Genomic DNA, 16,277 nt, shown 5'->3' on the forward strand with positions numbered 1-16,277 from the left:
TCAATGCACTTCCTTTCGCTTCTTGGCCCATTCCATCAGGAGCAGCAGTCCTACGGAGAAGGTTACCAGCACCAATGCCACACCGTTTGCGGCTGACACGTTGAAATTCTCTACATCCTGATATACCAGCGTTGTTGCTGTCTGCGTTTTATTCATAATATTACCCGACACGACCAATACCGCCCCGAATTCTCCGAGAGAGCGCGCTACCGTCAGAACCAGACCATAGACCACCGCCCAGCGAATGGAAGGCCATGTAACGCTCCAGAACGTTCTCCAGCCGTAGGCTCCAAGTGTGGAAGCCGCCTCTTCCTGCTGCGAACCTAGCTCCTGCAGGACTGGCATAACTTCCCTTACCATTAGCGGAAACGTAACGAACAACGTGGCAATAACCATGCCTGGAAAAGCGTACACCACATTAAATCCGATGCCCTCAAAAAAACCTCCCATGATGCTGTTTGGTCCAAGCAACAAAACAATCATCAAACCGCCAATAACCGGCGATACCGCATAAGGTAAATCGACAATGCTGTTAAGCAGTCCTTTCACCCGATCACTCAGCCATCCTGCGCGGACCAGATAAATGGCCATCATGATGCCAAACAATGTATTTAACAGAGTAACCACCAGAACGACCAGTCCTGTCATCATCAGTGCGTGAAGCGCCTCAGGACGCATAATGCCTTTAACAAAGCCGCCTGCACCATCCTCAAATGCGCCAATCAGAATCCGTCCAAGAGGAATGATCAACAGCAGTGTGAATACTACAAACGTAAGTCCGATTAAGAGTCTTCTCATCTTCTTCTCCCCCGCATCTGTACCAGATTGATCAGCCAGAGGATCAGGAAGGAGAGCGTTAGTAGCAACACGGATACGGCAGCAGCCCCAGTCGGGTTATCACTTTCAATCTCACCATAGATAAAAACAGAAGCGGTTAGTGTTCTGCCTGGAATATTACCGGCAACCAGTACAACCGCGCCAAATTCAGCGAGCGCTCTGGAAAAAGCCAACATTCCGCCGCTAATCATGCCAGGAGCCATAGATGGAAGAATGACCTGCATGAATGTACGTGCCTTGGAAGCACCCATCGTGTACGAAGCCTCTTCCTCGGAAGGATCGATCTCTTCCAGCAAAGGCTGCACTGCCCGGATGACAAAAGGAAAGGTAACAAAGGTCATCGCAATCACAATTGCAGGCTGATGAAAAACAATTTCAAACCCCATTGATTCAGCCAGTTTTCCGACAGCACTGATCGGGCCGAGCAACAGCATAATCATCAGACCGCCTACGGCTGTCGGCAACGCAAAAGGCAAATCGACGAGACTGTTAAGAAAGGATCTGCCAACGAATCGATATCTGGTTAACACCCAGGCAATCATGGTTCCTAAGACCACATTAATTATAGCGGCGACCACGGCCAGACGTACCGTTAACAGCACCGCCTTCCATGCGATCGGGTCCATGATGCTCTCAGCAAAATTGCTCCATCCTTCAGAAAAGGAATTGGCGTACACACCGATGATTGGAAGTACAATGAGCACGATGAAATATAACAATACGGTACTGCGAAAACCCCAAGTCCATCCCTTGTGACGAAGAACGGTGTTCATTACTGTGTTCCCTCCCAGCCTCCGGCTTTAACTCCGGTCGGCAGTCTACCTGACTTCATACGACATTTTCCTGAGTTGGATAAGTTTACTTTATTATTATTCCCATTAGTCTACTTGGTTTTTGCTTATCTGATACTTTACCAGTTTGCAGTGCTGATCGTCAATGCTTTTATTCGAACTATTTGATGCCTTGAATACACAAATTTCCCCATTTTTAATAAACGATTTCAGTACATTACATTGGCGAAATTCCGTTCAATGTAATCAAACATTTGTGTAGCCTTCATCCTTGTATACATCCTTTTGTAAATCGTTTATTTCTACCTGTAGAATCAATGAGGTTCGTTGAGCTTTGGGTGGTTAAGTTACCATCCGGGGAGTTAAAATTGAGGAGAGCCATTACAACGCCAAGGAGGAAAGACATGTTATACACAAAAAATATATCAACATTTGCAAGAGATGAAATGAAGGATATCACACGGGAAGTCAAACAAGTTGTACAAAGCAGCGGCGTGCAGAATGGCACCGTGCTCATTTATTGTCCACATACAACAGCTGGCATTGCTATTAATGAAAATGCGGACCCCGATGTTAAACATGATGTCTTGTTACGTCTCGATGAGGTGTACCCATGGGAGCACCCTCAGTATCGTCATGCCGAGGGCAATACGGCCTCTCACCTCAAATCAATAACTACCGGTCCATCACAGACTGTCATCCTTCATGAAGGCAGACTGCTTCTCGGACGCTGGCAAGGGATCTATTTTTGCGAATTTGATGGACCGCGTAACCGGGAGTATTTTATTAAAATTATGGAAGGTTAAGTTCCATCTCCAAAAAAGACAAACACAAACAGGCGCTCCACCCTGTACCGGGGTTAGGAACGCCTGTCTTCATCTTCAGCGTATGAAAATAATATCTTTCGCATGATAACGTAATAAAGAGTTAATGTTATGATCAATCACCGCCTTGAAGTGTAGGGGCAGGCATAAGCGGCAAATTATTGCACGCCAGGCTGCTGACCCAAGTTACGGCACAATACTTTCACATGAGACAACGCAGAGGATTCGATCTCCGCAAACGTTAAACGGTCTTGAATATGATACGATATGAATCCGTGCATAGCCAAAAACAAAGTACGCGGCACATGCTGAATATCTTCTTCGGCACAGCCTTCTTCCTTCATATACTGCCGAATAATCGACGCAAACAGTTCGAAACAACGTCCCTGCTCCGTACGACAATAGGACAATAACTCCTCGTCCCGAATCATAAACATAATCTCGTATTGATACGGATTTTCCAGACCAAATCGAATAAACTCCATCAGAATATGCTCCACTTTGTTCACGCCGCCTGCAACCGGCCTGACCATGGCTTGCAACAGTAGATGTCCCAGATGGTTGAAATCCTCTACCACGATCGCATAGAACAATTCTGCTTTTTCCTTAAAATGATAATACAGCGACCCATGACTATAGCCAAGATGCTGGCCGATGCTTCGCATCGAAATGGCGCGGTATCCTTTGGTAATAAAAAGATGCCTCGCCGCCTCCAGTATCCGCTCCCTCGACAACTCCTGTTCGACTGCTCTTCTAGCCATATATTTTATTCCCCTTCAATAAAATAAAGCCGCTGTCCCTCCGTGATCCGGGATTGCCCTTGCGTCAAATCCGTGATCCAGGCGATAAATGCCTCGGTTTCACTATCCGGCGGAAGACACGTTAACGTAACTTTATCGGTGAAAGCCGTTTCACCTGTACGCACTTCCCGGCCCCTTAACTCATTTTCCACTTTCCCAAGCCACGTATAATCCAGTTCGACAAATACTTCTCGATGCAACACTTTGGTAATGGCTTCACCTGCTTCAATCGCTGCCACAGCACCATCTGTATACGCACGAATAAGTCCACCAGCGCCAAGCATGATTCCCCCGAAGTATCTTGTAACAACAATCGCTACATTCTTTAATTGCTGATTCTTGATCACCTCAAGAATAGGTTTACCCGCTGTACCACTCGGCTCCCCGTCATCGGACTGCTTCTGAATCTCATCCCGCTCGCCAATCATGTACGCCGAGCAGTTATGTGTCGCATTCCAATGCTTTTTCTTGATATCATCAATAAAAGCAATAGCTTCTTCCTCAGTTGAGACCGGCATAATATGACCGATAAACCGTGATTTTTTGATCACAATTTCCAGTTGTCCCGATCCTCGAACCGTTCGATAACGTTCAATCATTTCCAATCCAACTTTCCGTAAATCATCCATTTTACAAGAAAGCAGTTCCCCGCATATTGCGGATGAACTGCCTTGGTTAATGACACCCGGGAAACGATACCCTGCAAAAGCTCGCATTCCCGGATGAACTTAACAATCTTTATTTAACTATATGAGCGAAGCCATGAATTATTCAGACAGTCTCGCTTCGAGCGCTGCTTTCTCTTCTTCAAAGCCTGGTTTGCCCAGCAATGCGAACATATTTTTCTTGTATGCTTCCACGCCTGGTTGGTCAAATGGATTCACACCCAGCAAATATCCGCTGATGCCGCATGCTTTTTCAAAGAAGTATACCAGATATCCGAAGGAATATGGAGTCATATCTGGAATGTTCACAATCAGATTTGGAACTTGACCATCTGTATGTGCGAGCAATGTTCCTTGGAATGCTTTTTTGTTGACGAAATCCATCGTTTTTCCTTCCAGGAAGTTCAAACCGTCCAGATCGTCCGCATCAGCTTCAATGGAAATGTGCTCGGATACTTCTGCGACTTGAATAACGGTTTCGAAGATGTTCCGGCTACCTTCCTGAATGAATTGACCCATAGAGTGCAAGTCTGTGGAGAAATCTACGGATGCAGGATAGATCCCCTTGTAGTCTTTACCTTCGCTTTCACCAAAGAGCTGTTTCCACCACTCGGATACGAAGTGCAAGGAAGGCTCGTAGTTTACCAGAATCTCTGTTCCTTTGCCTTTACGATACAATGCGTTACGAACAGCGGCATATTGATACGCTTCGTTCTCCGCTACATTCGGATTGCTGTACTCTTTGGAAGCATCAGCTGCACCTTGCATCATTTCTTCGATGTTGATCCCTGCTGTTGCGATTGGCAACAAACCTACTGCCGTGAGTACGGAATAACGTCCACCTACATCATCCGGGATGATGAAAGATTCATAACCTTCTTCATTCGCCAGCTTTTTGAGTGCTCCGCGCTCTTTATCTGTTGTTGCGTAGATACGTTTGCGAGCTTCCTCTTTCCCGTATTTTTTCTCCAGAGCTGCACGGAAGATACGGAATGCAATCGCTGGTTCAGTTGTTGTACCCGATTTAGAGATAACGTTCACGGAGAAGTCTTTACCTTCTACCAGATCCAGCAAGTGTGTCACATACGTAGAGCTGATGTTGTTACCTGCAAAATAAATCTCAGGAGTTTTGCGCTTGTCTTTCGGCAAATTGTTGTAGAAGGAATGTGTCAGCATTTCGATCGCTGCGCGTGCTCCCAGGTATGATCCACCGATACCGATCACGATCAGCACTTCGGAATCGCTTTGGATTTTAGCAGCCGCTTTTTGGATGCGGGCAAATTCTTCTTTGTCATATGCTGTCGGAAGGTCGATCCAACCGAGATAGTCGGAACCTGTTCCTGTACCATTATGAAGTTGCTCGTGAGCCAAGCGGATCGGTTCAGCGAAATAGTCTACTTCGTGCTGGTTTACGAATTGCAAAGCTGTACTATAGTCAAATGTCACTTTTTTTGCCATGATCTCAAAAACCTCCTGATATCGGTATAATATTTCCGTTTTCCATGTTAAACAACTTGTCCTAAGGATACTTCAAATCCAACTTGCTGACAAGCTTATGCACGAACTTGGCTGTTAACATTCAAGAAGCAAAAAGGGCAAATCGAATCCGCAACAATACGGTTCGAGTTCCCCTTCTTGTGTTATTCCGCCGGGTACGAGCAGACGTAGTCGGTAACGCTGCGTATCTCCAGTTTGAATTTGGATTCAGCAGGCACGTGGAATGTAGCTTGGCCTTGAATCTCTTGCCACTCTTCTTCACCAGGAAGCAATACTCTCAGATCGCCGGACAGAATCTCCATAATTTCGCGGGAATCTGTGCCGAACTCATAGTTACCTGGAAGCATGATACCTAGCGTCACTTTGCTGCCATCCCCCAAAATAACCGTTCTACTGGTTACCTGGCCATCATAATATATGTTGGCCTTTTTCACTACACTGACTTGATCGAATTGTGACATGCGTACCCGCTCCCCTGAAGTTAATGAAAACAAAAGGCAACACAGATTAGGGCAGCCATGCCGCCCTTGACTCTGCGGAAATAACAACTGTCATGAGCCAGAAGCGCCGGAAGACGTTCGGCCCATGACAGACTGTTGAAGTATAAAGTTTTAATTACAGCAATGCTTTTACGCGGCTAACTACGTTATCCACAGTAAAACCATACTCCTGGATTACACGGTCGCCAGGCGCGGAAGCACCGAATGTGCTGATTCCGAGAATGTCACCTTGATCTCCAACATATTTTTCCCAGCCCATTGGATAAGCCATTTCGATTGCCAGACGAGCTTTAACATCCGGAAGAAGAACCGACTCTTTGTAAGCTTTGTCTTGTTTCTCGAACAGATCCCAGCTAGGCATGCTGATTACGCGAACTTGAATCCCTTGCTCAGCAAGTGCAGCTTGAGCTTTAACAGCGAGCTGTACTTCAGAACCTGTCGCGATGATTTGTGCTACCGCTTTACCGTCTTTAGCATCGGACACCACATAAGCACCACGTTTAACGTTCTCACGTGCACCTTCTACAGTACCTTCGAGAATCGGCAAGTTTTGACGAGTCAGTACCAAGGCAACCGGGTTGCTCTTGTTCTCCAGCGCGTAAGCCCAAGCTGCAGAAGTTTCGTTACCGTCAGCTGGACGAATTACCGTCAGGTTCGGGATGATACGCAGGGAAGCCAATTGCTCGATCGGCTCGTGCGTAGGACCATCTTCACCAACAGCGATACTGTCGTGAGTCAGAACATACGTTACTGGCAGGCTCATCAGTGCAGCCAGACGAACAGCCGGACGCAGGTAGTCGGTAAATACGAAGAACGTACCGCCGAATACTTTCACGCCGCTATGCAATGCCATACCGTTCATCGCACCAGCCATACCGAATTCACGGATACCGAAGTAGATGTTACGGCCGGAATAGTCTTCCGGAGTGAAGTTTGTCAGGTTGTTCAAGTGCGTCATTGTGGAGCTTTCCAAGTCAGCAGAACCACCTGTCAAATGAGGCACATTGTGTGCAAGACCGTTCAGAGCGTTACCGGAAGCTACACGCGTAGACAATGCTTTGTCTGTTGCCGCATATTTCGGCAGATCACGATCCCAGCCATCTGGAAGGTCACCGTTAATTGCTGTTTCGAACTGAGCAGCCAGTTCAGGGTATGCTTTTTTGTACTCAGCAAATTGTGCGTCCCATGCTTTGTTTGCAGCAATACCTTTTTCTTTTACTTGAGCAAAGTGATCGCGAACTTCAACTGGTACGTGGAAGTTTTCTTCATATACCCATTTATAATATTCTTTAGTCAGTTTAGCTTCTTCTGCACCCAGTGGAGATCCGTGAGTACCGCCGTGGCCGCCTTTACCTTGTTTGTTCGGGCTACCGTAACCGATAACGGTTTTCACTTCGATCAATGTAGGACGTGCTGTGTCTGCTTGACCTTCTTTGATTGCTTTTTCAATTGCAGGCAAATCGTTACCATCTTCAACACGCAATACTTGCCAGCCATACGCATCGAAGCGTTTAGCGATGCTTTCGGAAGAAGACAGATCAAGTTTGCCATCCAGCGTAATGTCGTTGGAATCGAACAACATGATCAGTTTACCAAGGCCCAGACGTCCAGCCAGAGAAGCAGATTCATGAGATACGCCTTCCATCAGGTCGCCATCACCGCAGATTGCATATGTGTAGTGATCAACAACGTTAAATTGATCTTTGTTATAAGTCGCGCCCAGTTGAGCTTCAGCCATAGCCATACCAACTGCCATTGCAATACCTTGACCCAGTGGTCCGGTAGTTGCATCAACACCAGCTGTATGTCCGAATTCCGGGTGACCCGGAGTTTTGCTTCCCCATTGACGGAATTGTTTCAATTCTTCCATAGGAAGATCGTAGCCGCTCAGGTGCAGCAAGCTGTACAGCAACATGGAGCCATGTCCTGCGGACAGCACAAAGCGGTCCCGGTTAATCCAAGTCGGGTGGTCCGGGTTATGAGTCATCGTTTTTGCAAAAAGCTGGTACCCCATCGGAGCGGAGCCCATCGGCATACCCGGGTGTCCGGAATTTGCCTTCTCAATTGCATCAATCGCCAAAGTACGTACGGTTGTAATCGACAGATTGTCGATTGTGGTGTTCTCGTCCTTTTGAATCGCTTCGTTCTTGTCAGTCATGGTTTGTCCTCCTCATGTCTTTAGATAAGTCGGGTGCGCAAGCGAGTCCCTCTCATCATACAAGCAAACCGCATAAACAATAAGTGAATCCGCTTGAATGTTTCATTTTGACTTATTCACTTTTGTATTGTATCACTTGCCGTGAAGCTTTTCCATAACCTTCTTTTAGAAAGTTACGGAAAATTCGGCTGATTCTCGCTAAACCTTGTTAATCCATCGGATGAAGTATAACCTTTAAGCTGAAAACCATACACTTTTTAGAGATTAACGTGAAATTTGCATCTTCTAGTCTGTATCTCTCGATTCGAGAGCAAGGTGAACGGTTTATTTTTCAGATAGTAGGTATGCTTCATTCCAAGGAGGGCTTGTAATGTCAGATGCAGTGCGACACCCGTCTCGTTCGTTAAAATCATCATTACCCTTGTTTTCCGGGATCATAACCGGAATCGTCAGCGGCGTTTTTCTGGGACTGTTTCTCAAAGTGGTCCAAACATTAACTGACGAAAAGGTATACACCTTGCTACTTAACATTGATTTTGTACCTGGGCTTCCTCCGCGCCTGCCGGAATGGATCGAATTTTCCCTGCACCTTGCTGTATCTGTTATCATCGGGATTTTCTATATCTGGTGGATCAGACGTTCAGGCCGTCCAGTCAGTAAAGGAATACTTATTGGAGCCGCCTCTTCCCTGCTCTATCTCCCTTTGTCTCCGTTATCCCCACGTGTACCCGATCTGAATGACGCTGGTGCCATTTTCTATTGGGTCGTTGGCCATCTTCTCTTTGGTACTTTGTTAGGTCTATGCGGAAAATACATACACGCCAAAAAGCGGCACCCGGTTCATCATTGAACTGGGGCCGCTCGACTTATAGTGCAGCACTCTCTGAGTGACTGAGTCTACTTCTCTTGTGAGGTTACGGATCAACCTTGCACAGTATTAAAGCGTAAACTTAGACTTAAAATACGACTGTTTTATTTTCGTGTACAAGAACACGGTCCTCCACATGCCATTTCACAGCCCGCGCAAGCACAACACGCTCAATGGTACGTCCAATGCGTTTCAATTCGGTCACATTATCCCCATGGCTTACACGCTGAACGTCCTGTTCAATAATTGGGCCGCCATCCAGCTCCTCCGTTACATAATGCGCCGTTGCGCCAATGATTTTAACACCACGGTTATAGGCTTGAGCGTATGGCTTACCTCCAACAAAGGCTGGCAAGAACGAATGATGAATGTTGATAATACGGTTACGGTAATGTTCAATAAACGTTGGAGAGATAATCTGCATATAACGGGCGAGAATAATCACATCCACATCGTTGCCGATCACTTCCAGTTGACGTTGCTCCGCTTCTTTTTTCGTATCGGCTGTAACCGGAATATGGTGATACGGAATGCCGAAAGACTCTACATAGTTTTTCATATCCAAATGGTTGCTGACCACAAGCGCAATATCCGCATCAAGATCGCCAGCCTGCCATTGCCAGAGCAGCTCTACCAAACAGTGATCCTCTTTGGATACAAAAATAGCCAACCTTTTTTTGCGGCTAACCGCTGAAAGAGACCATTCCATCTCGAAACGTGTTGCCACATCGGCAAAATCCGCTTCCAGCTTCGCCAAGTTGCTCTCCAGTTGCGGTAGATCGAACTCGATCCGCATAAAAAACATACCGCCTGACGGGTCCATCGTATACTGGTCAGACTGTACAATGTTGGCACCATGTTGATGCAAAAAGTGTGATACCGCTGCTACAATTCCCGGACCATCCGGACAGGAAATAAGCATACGCGCTCGATTGGCGCGGTTTTGATCATCAGGTCGTATTTGTTTTGCGTGAATCTCCATCGGGTTAATCTTCCTCCTTCAATTAGACAAGACATACATGAACTATATCAGGCAAGACTTGCAGGGATTACCCTGCAAGCCAAGCAATCAAGCGGTGATTGATTTGTTCTTCATTCAAATGTGGGAACAATGCCGCCTCTGTCACCATGTCATACAAGCGTTCCAGCGGTTCACGCGGATCAGCTTTTTTGGCTTTGGCATCATTTTTGAGCAGTGTCCACACATCAAGTACATACGCACGGGAATCCAGTTCCTTACCCTTGAAGAAGTGCTGCATTTGCTCGACTTCACTCAGGAACTCCTGACCGAAACGGCCTTCCACGTCTCCGCGCAGCAATGCAATTTCAATTTCATACATCGGTCGCTGGGTTTTGGCATCTTTACCAATCCAAGGCGTTTCCAGAATGAATGGACGATTATTCAGCTTCTCATGGTTTACAATACGGTTGATTGCTTCAAAACCAATCCAGCCCGATCCAATCGGTGTATGACGGTCTTTGCGTGCACCGGCAGGGTTTTTACTATCGTTAATGTGCATTACAGCAATTCGGTCAAGTCCAACCGTTCGATCAAATTGATCCAGTACACCATCCAGATCGTTGACAATGTCATAACCCGCATCATGAATGTGGCACGTATCCATACACACCGTCAGACGTTCGTTATGTTTCACTTTCTCAATAATCTGTGCAAGTTCCTCGAAGCTCCGGCCCATCTCGGTCCCTTTGCCAGCCATCGTCTCAAGCGCAATATTCACATCGGTTTCCTGAATACCATCGAGCACTTCATTTAATCCTTGTGCAATACGTTCGATACCGTAATGAGCATCCTTATCCGTAAATGCACCAGGGTGCAATACGATGTTTTTCACACCAATGGCGTGAGTACGGCGAATTTCCTCCTGAAGGAAGTCCACAGCCAGTCCATATGTGCTGTCCTTGTAAGAGCCCAGGTTAATGATATAAGGAGCATGCACAACAATGTCCTCAAATCCGCCTTCCTGCATGGCAAGTTTGCCTTCCTCAATAAACATCGATTCAATAGGCTTGCGGCGTGTGTTCTGCGGTGCACCCGTATATATCATAAACGAACTGGAACCGTACGAGGACGCTTCCTTCGTTGCACTCAATAATCCCTTGTCCGAAAAGGACACGTGGGAGCCGATTTTCAGCATCAATAGATCCCCCTTTTTCTGAATTATCCACTATCATAACGCGATTATCGAAATAAATCTAGAAATGCGATATAATTCGAATGAGAGGCTATTTTTGACAGCAAATTACGGAACATGGACGCCTTTTCATCAGGGCGTGAAAATCAATAAACCGAGGTGATTTGGCAATGATTTTTAATAACTACACCCAGCTTTTAACGAGTAGTTCGCCCAGCAACTGGTTTATGAATACGATTGCGTTCTGGACGCTTTTGCTGCTTGGAAGCATGTGCATCGGTGGATTTTTCATGATGCGCAAGTTCCTTAAAGTGCTGCCGAAAGCTGACGGAAAGTCCAAGCTGGATTGGCAGAATCACTGGGTGGAGACAAGCCGCCACCTATGGACAGATGAAGCCAAAGCTTTTCTGGATCAGCTTGTTGAGCCTGTACCTGGCCCTTTTCGCGACATTGCCAAACATTCCATTGCTGCCGAGATTGGTAAAATTGCCGTGGAAGATCATGCAACCGAAGTGTCCAGAGACCATTGCATTAAAGGTTATATCATTGCGACACCAAAACGGGACAATAAATTTCTGGTTAAATTTCTGGAGAAAAATAAAATCGACTATACTCCATATCGCCATTTGATGAAATAATCATTCCATGAATTATAGCGTATGAACCGATTGGAAAATAAAGCAGGTCAGCATCGTTAGATGTGGTACCAATTTGGTTAAATTAAACACATGTTAGCTCCGCTCGGTAAGCCCTTTTCACTCATTTAACTTACCTTGCGGGGCTTTTTGACCCATAAGAGAGGATGTTCAATATGAAAATTGCCATTTGTGGAGGTACCGGATTTGTCGGAGGCGCACTTGTAGATTACTGGTTGCAGGCCGGACATCATGTGAAAGTAATCACTCGCAAGCTTCCTGACATGCATAATCCGAGTAAAAACCTTACATATATATCCTGGGATCAGCTCGAAGAAACTCCGCAGGAACTGGAAGGTTTTGATGCTCTGGTGAATTTAGCGGGCGAGACATTGAACCAGCGTTGGACAACGAAGGCCAAGTTGGAAATTGTGGAATCCAGAGTTACAACCGTTGCCCGGGTTGCTAAACTAGTGGAATCGCTACGACAAAAGCCAGAAGTTGTCGTCCAGGCTTCGGCCATGGCAATTTACGGCACCTCTCCCGATGAAACCTTTGATGAGAGCAGCCCGCAAAGGTCGATGAATTTTCCTTCTCGCGTCTCGGAACAATGGGAAGTTGCCGCCGATGCCATCCGGGATGTAAGACTGGTCAAAATCCGTGTCAGTCTCGTTTTGGGTCATAAAAAAGGGGCATTCCCATTGATGAAACTGCCCTATATGCTCGGATTTGGCGGCAAGATCGGCAGCGGCAAACAGTGGACCAGTTGGATTCACATTATGGATATCGTTCGATTGATTGACTTCACTATTCATAACAAAGAGATTTCGGGTCCAGTTAATGCTTCTTCGCCCAACCCGGTAACCAATGATGAATTCGGCCGTACGGTAGGCAAAGTTTATCATCGTCCTCACTGGTTCCCTGTCCCTGGCTTCCTGATCAAAACACTGGTTGGTGAACTATCCGTCGTCCTGCTTCAAGGACAACGGGTCATTCCACAAAAATCTTTGGATCACGGTTTTAAGTTTACCTTCCCCACATTGACTCAGGCTCTTGAGGACCTGAAGCATCGCGGGTTATCCGATTAAAACAAATTACATTTGGATCGTACAGTTCATCCTGACACTCGATAAACGTAGACCGATTCGGCCAGGATGAACGTATCCCCATCCGTCAGTGGATATTCTTTGTAAGGAGCCAGCAGATTTCCTTGAAGCATCGTTCCATTGACGGAACCTAGATCCTTGAGAGCATAACCAGACTTGCTCCGACTCAATTCCACATGTGCACGGGATACACCTGTCGAGTTATCTACATATTGAACCATATCCGCTGCTCTTCCAATGACAAACGATGCTCCCTTCACATCAACACGTTTGCTCCCTCCACCTTTATTTAAAGTTAGTTCAAGGTAATATGATGGTAGACTAGAGCTTCTGTCTTCATTGGATAATCCGTCCAGTGCCTGCAGATTAACTGTTGCCTCAACGGCTGAACCCGTGAGATGGGGTTCAGAAGTGCTCCCCCATTCCCTATCCCGCTTCTCAGTGTATGGTGGATTAAGCATATCTCCAGACGTTAGGTTCATAGGGGATATGCTCATGCTGCGAAGGCGGGAAGAGGTATGATCTTCAGTAACCTCAGGCAAAGATTCAATGGATTTCCCCTTATCTTCTTCGGGCTTATCCATGGCATTCCAGCGCCAGCTCTCCTGAAACATCTCCTCTTCTACTTTAGCCCCCTTATCCTTTTTCCTGCCTAGCACTGATAAAGAGAAAGGGATATGAACGCCGGATTTACCAGCGGAATCACCCGTTCTCTTCCACATCCAACTCGCCACTGCAATGAGGCCAACACTTAGCGCTGTAGACAAAATCATTGCATTCTGACTTGGCTGTTGCATGTAGATAAATCTCCATACTAATGCCATGGAAACTATACAACCTAGCCAGATATATGTTGTACGCGAAGAGCTAATGACCGAATTTTGCTCTTCCATCTCCACATTTTTCTGATCTACGGAAACAAATGATGAAGAGGACTCAGGCTGAGTTGAGGTCTGATTCTGATGAAAGTAGTTTGTATTTCTCGACGAAGGTTGGCCAGCTGTTGGCCTGTGTAATAAAGATTTCGAATAGGGGTCTACTTTTTTAATGTCTACATCCGGTTTGATGATTTGCTGGCGCTCACGTTGATGACGATCTGATTGTTCTGCATCAGGTTTATTGTAATTAAGTCTGGCGACGCTTTTCTTTTCAGGTAGCTGACTGGATATCGGTCGTGCTGGTTTACCAGTACACAATTCTAATAAAAGTTCACGTAATTGCCGAATGTCCCACCGCTCATCATCACATAACTGTAATACTCGTTGTATGCCCTCTCCTTCTAATTCCTGAACATGAGCCATAAGCTTGATTACCAAGTCACGGAATATCTGCGGGGGTTGCTTCTCCTGCCGGGCATGGGCATTCATCATGGGTACGTAAACTAAACCAAGCTCCCCTTGCTCCATTGCCCCCTGAATAAATATATAGTCTTCGTGAATACACAAATTTTGTGGTTCCAACATGTAGTGCCTGCACTCCACAAGAGCTTCTGCCAACTGAAATAAAAGATTATACAATACTGGCAAGCTGATTTGACTCGATTTTAACATCTGGGACAACATCTTATATCCGGAGATGTCATACTGTAACGTTACATTCTGATCAATCTCCCGAGTGAATAAAGGTAGCATACGAGGAATTCGATTCGAGGTTAACATACCGATCTGTACCCTGCTGAGTTCCTCCATTCGTAGCCCGTCCGCTTTTTCCAAAACCATAAATGTCCCGCCGTTACGTACGAAATCTCTCGTTAAGCCATACATACCGCTCCTCACTTTCCATTGTTTTAATATGTTAACAAAAGTCATTACACGGATGCTCCAATAACAGAGGAGCCTTTCAATCGCTGTTATTCCAGAGCAGAGCAACTACCCAAACATATAAATCCATGAGCTGACGAAACCGGGAAGTACAGCGAGCATAAACGGGAACTTCAACGTTTTTTCGTGACTTACGAGTTTAAGAGAGCCGAGTTTAAAGAAACCGAATATATTAAACATCATTGTACGTATTCTCTGCGACGCATCTTTGCGAAATAAAAGGATAACTAAGCCGATTAATCCAGCGTACAGAATGGAATATATGATCACGTGTATGCCAAATGTAAACCCCGTCCAGGCTCCTATGCCCCCAAATAACTTCACATCTCCTGCACCGACTGCACCGATGACGTACATTAAAAACAACATACCGAAACCAACAGCAAATCCAGCTAAAGAGAACCACGTACCTCCCCAGCCTCCCCAAGCAAGATGAGCAAGCACTCCCATTGCCGTTACTGGTAGAGTCAACCGATTCGGAATTTTCATAGACCGTATATCGGTTACAAACGCCACCAGAAGATATATACCACAGATCACATAAAACCATCCCACCTATATCATCGCTCCTTACTTTCTGGATGCTACCGTAAATGAAGTTTCCGTCTGCATGCCCTCCGCAGTCTCTACAACAAAACTCCAAGTCCCTTCCGTTGTTCGAGTGCCCACAAACCATGTCCATTCTATGATTCCGTTCTCGTCAGCCGTAGCCCAGCCAATATGCTTCGCAGAACTCTCACCAGACTTGTAAAAAATCGTGAGATTAGCCGTTGCGCCTGGCTTGACCTGAACCTTTATCGTTGCATGGTTCCCTATGAATGCTGGATCTGGCTTTGATAAAACAGTTGCTGACCCCGTGCTATTTTCTCCCCCGCTTCCGTTACCACTTCCTTCTCCTGTGTCACCAATCCATATCCGCTCTGATGCAGCAACTTGAATTCGTAAAGGCTTGCCGAGAAAAGGAACCTTCACAGGCAACTCATAACTCAGCTCTAATCTGAAATACGGATTCGTCTTATTCTTCAAGTTAGGAACGGATACTCCGTTAACATGAATACGTTCCATATCTAGCAGTGTAGTTTCAACAAATGGTTGCAACAACGGCTTCACAACCGGATCAAGTATGGCTTCCATTACCGACGTTTTGATTCTTTGCAGTGGCTCTTCACCACGTTTCGCTGCATCTCGCACCCAGTCACTTAAGGGTAAAGGCAAGGAAGAAGCGTAACCGTCTGCCCATTCCGTCAGGGACAGCTGTGGCCATTTCCAGCCCTCCTCCAGGCTCTCACCTCCAGCAGAATCTGAAGGCGCGAAGGCAAGTGATACTGGATAAATCTTCGTTGATAACTGTTTTACCGTTTCCCCCGCTGTACTCTGCAATGCGGTGGAGATCAGTGTCATCTGAACAATGAAGATAAGAAATAGGATAAAGAATAGAAAAATGGGTAGAACCAGCGAAGCCTCCAGCACCATAGTGCCCTGTTCTTTCTTCGCTTCAAGCACCTGTTTTCTCAGTGACTTCAAGCGTTCCAATCTGCTTATCCGCATGATCCGATGTTGCATCTGCACAAATTTCCTTTCATCCTGAACCTGAACCCTTTTTTCCATCATGCCTCCATCAAC

Annotated in this window: 16 protein-coding genes; 4 read left to right on the plus strand and 12 right to left on the minus strand. The window is 46.1% G+C overall.

Annotated elements, in window-relative coordinates; translation table 11 throughout:
• On the minus strand, positions 1-798 hold the full coding sequence (locus BLQ13_RS08335; protein ID WP_090918049.1) for a sulfate ABC transporter permease subunit: 798 nt from the start codon (positions 796-798) through the stop codon (positions 1-3).
• Complete coding sequence (cysT, locus tag BLQ13_RS08340) at positions 795-1,610, minus strand: sulfate ABC transporter permease subunit CysT (protein ID WP_090918051.1); 816 nt, start codon at positions 1,608-1,610, stop codon at positions 795-797. Before cysT ends, BLQ13_RS08335 begins: the two co-directional genes overlap by 4 nt.
• A gap of 422 nt (positions 1,611-2,032) precedes the next feature.
• Between cysT and BLQ13_RS08345 the strand changes: the two genes are divergently transcribed.
• Complete coding sequence (locus BLQ13_RS08345; protein ID WP_090918053.1) at positions 2,033-2,434, plus strand: secondary thiamine-phosphate synthase enzyme YjbQ; 402 nt, start codon at positions 2,033-2,035, stop codon at positions 2,432-2,434.
• Between the two features lie 176 nt (positions 2,435-2,610).
• On the opposite strand, the gene BLQ13_RS08350 is transcribed toward BLQ13_RS08345, so the two are convergent.
• The 5 genes from BLQ13_RS08350 to tkt all read right to left on the minus strand — a co-directional run bounded on the left by BLQ13_RS08350 (position 2,611) and on the right by tkt (position 8,072).
• Positions 2,611-3,213 (minus strand): TetR/AcrR family transcriptional regulator, encoded by a 603-nt coding sequence (locus BLQ13_RS08350; protein WP_090918057.1) that lies wholly within the window; start codon positions 3,211-3,213, stop codon positions 2,611-2,613.
• 5 nt (positions 3,214-3,218) lie between these two features.
• On the minus strand, positions 3,219-3,851 hold the full coding sequence (locus tag BLQ13_RS08355; RefSeq protein WP_090918449.1) for a YigZ family protein: 633 nt from the start codon (positions 3,849-3,851) through the stop codon (positions 3,219-3,221).
• 168 nt (positions 3,852-4,019) lie between these two features.
• Positions 4,020-5,375, minus strand: coding sequence for a glucose-6-phosphate isomerase (locus BLQ13_RS08360; protein ID WP_090918059.1), 1,356 nt, complete (start codon positions 5,373-5,375; stop codon positions 4,020-4,022).
• Between the two features lie 182 nt (positions 5,376-5,557).
• On the minus strand, positions 5,558-5,875 hold the full coding sequence (gene ppnP, locus BLQ13_RS08365; RefSeq protein ID WP_090918062.1) for a pyrimidine/purine nucleoside phosphorylase: 318 nt from the start codon (positions 5,873-5,875) through the stop codon (positions 5,558-5,560).
• A 154-nt stretch (positions 5,876-6,029) separates the two neighbouring features.
• Positions 6,030-8,072, minus strand: a complete 2,043-nt coding sequence (tkt, locus tag BLQ13_RS08370; RefSeq protein ID WP_090918064.1) for a transketolase — start codon at positions 8,070-8,072, stop codon at positions 6,030-6,032.
• Between the two features lie 370 nt (positions 8,073-8,442).
• On the opposite strand from tkt, the gene BLQ13_RS08375 reads away from it, so the two are divergent.
• Positions 8,443-8,922 (plus strand): hypothetical protein, encoded by a 480-nt coding sequence (locus BLQ13_RS08375; protein ID WP_090918066.1) that lies wholly within the window; start codon positions 8,443-8,445, stop codon positions 8,920-8,922.
• A gap of 106 nt (positions 8,923-9,028) precedes the next feature.
• Here the strand turns inward: BLQ13_RS08375 and purU are convergent, their stop codons facing one another.
• Both purU and BLQ13_RS08385 read right to left on the minus strand, forming a co-directional pair.
• Positions 9,029-9,922: a formyltetrahydrofolate deformylase gene (gene purU, locus BLQ13_RS08380; protein ID WP_090918068.1), complete on the minus strand. Its 894-nt coding sequence runs from the start codon at positions 9,920-9,922 to the stop codon at positions 9,029-9,031.
• Positions 9,923-9,989: 67 nt separating this feature from the next.
• Positions 9,990-11,096, minus strand: a complete 1,107-nt coding sequence (locus BLQ13_RS08385; RefSeq protein WP_090918070.1) for a deoxyribonuclease IV — start codon at positions 11,094-11,096, stop codon at positions 9,990-9,992.
• 167 nt (positions 11,097-11,263) lie between these two features.
• Between BLQ13_RS08385 and BLQ13_RS08390 the strand changes: the two genes are divergently transcribed.
• Both BLQ13_RS08390 and BLQ13_RS08395 read left to right on the plus strand, forming a co-directional pair.
• Positions 11,264-11,731, plus strand: a complete 468-nt coding sequence (locus BLQ13_RS08390; RefSeq protein ID WP_090918072.1) for a DUF2621 domain-containing protein — start codon at positions 11,264-11,266, stop codon at positions 11,729-11,731.
• A gap of 173 nt (positions 11,732-11,904) precedes the next feature.
• Positions 11,905-12,816, plus strand: a complete 912-nt coding sequence (locus BLQ13_RS08395; protein ID WP_090918075.1) for a TIGR01777 family oxidoreductase — start codon at positions 11,905-11,907, stop codon at positions 12,814-12,816.
• A 26-nt stretch (positions 12,817-12,842) separates the two neighbouring features.
• Here the strand turns inward: BLQ13_RS08395 and BLQ13_RS08400 are convergent, their stop codons facing one another.
• From BLQ13_RS08400 to BLQ13_RS08410, 3 genes are read right to left on the minus strand one after another with little or no spacing between them, the layout of a single operon-like run.
• Positions 12,843-14,642 carry a DUF6382 domain-containing protein gene (locus BLQ13_RS08400; protein ID WP_090918077.1) on the minus strand — a complete coding sequence of 600 codons (1,800 nt, stop codon included), beginning with the start codon at positions 14,640-14,642 and terminating at the stop codon, positions 12,843-12,845.
• A 60-nt stretch (positions 14,643-14,702) separates the two neighbouring features.
• Positions 14,703-15,209, minus strand: a complete 507-nt coding sequence (locus BLQ13_RS08405; RefSeq protein ID WP_090918079.1) for an A24 family peptidase — start codon at positions 15,207-15,209, stop codon at positions 14,703-14,705.
• Between the two features lie 15 nt (positions 15,210-15,224).
• Positions 15,225-16,265 carry a pilus assembly protein gene (locus tag BLQ13_RS08410; RefSeq protein ID WP_420848921.1) on the minus strand — a complete coding sequence of 347 codons (1,041 nt, stop codon included), beginning with the start codon at positions 16,263-16,265 and terminating at the stop codon, positions 15,225-15,227.
• Positions 16,266-16,277 lie beyond the last annotated feature (12 nt).

This window comes from Paenibacillus polysaccharolyticus, from assembly GCF_900102085.1.
GTDB classification, from domain to species: Bacteria; Bacillota; Bacilli; order Paenibacillales; family Paenibacillaceae; genus Paenibacillus; species Paenibacillus polysaccharolyticus.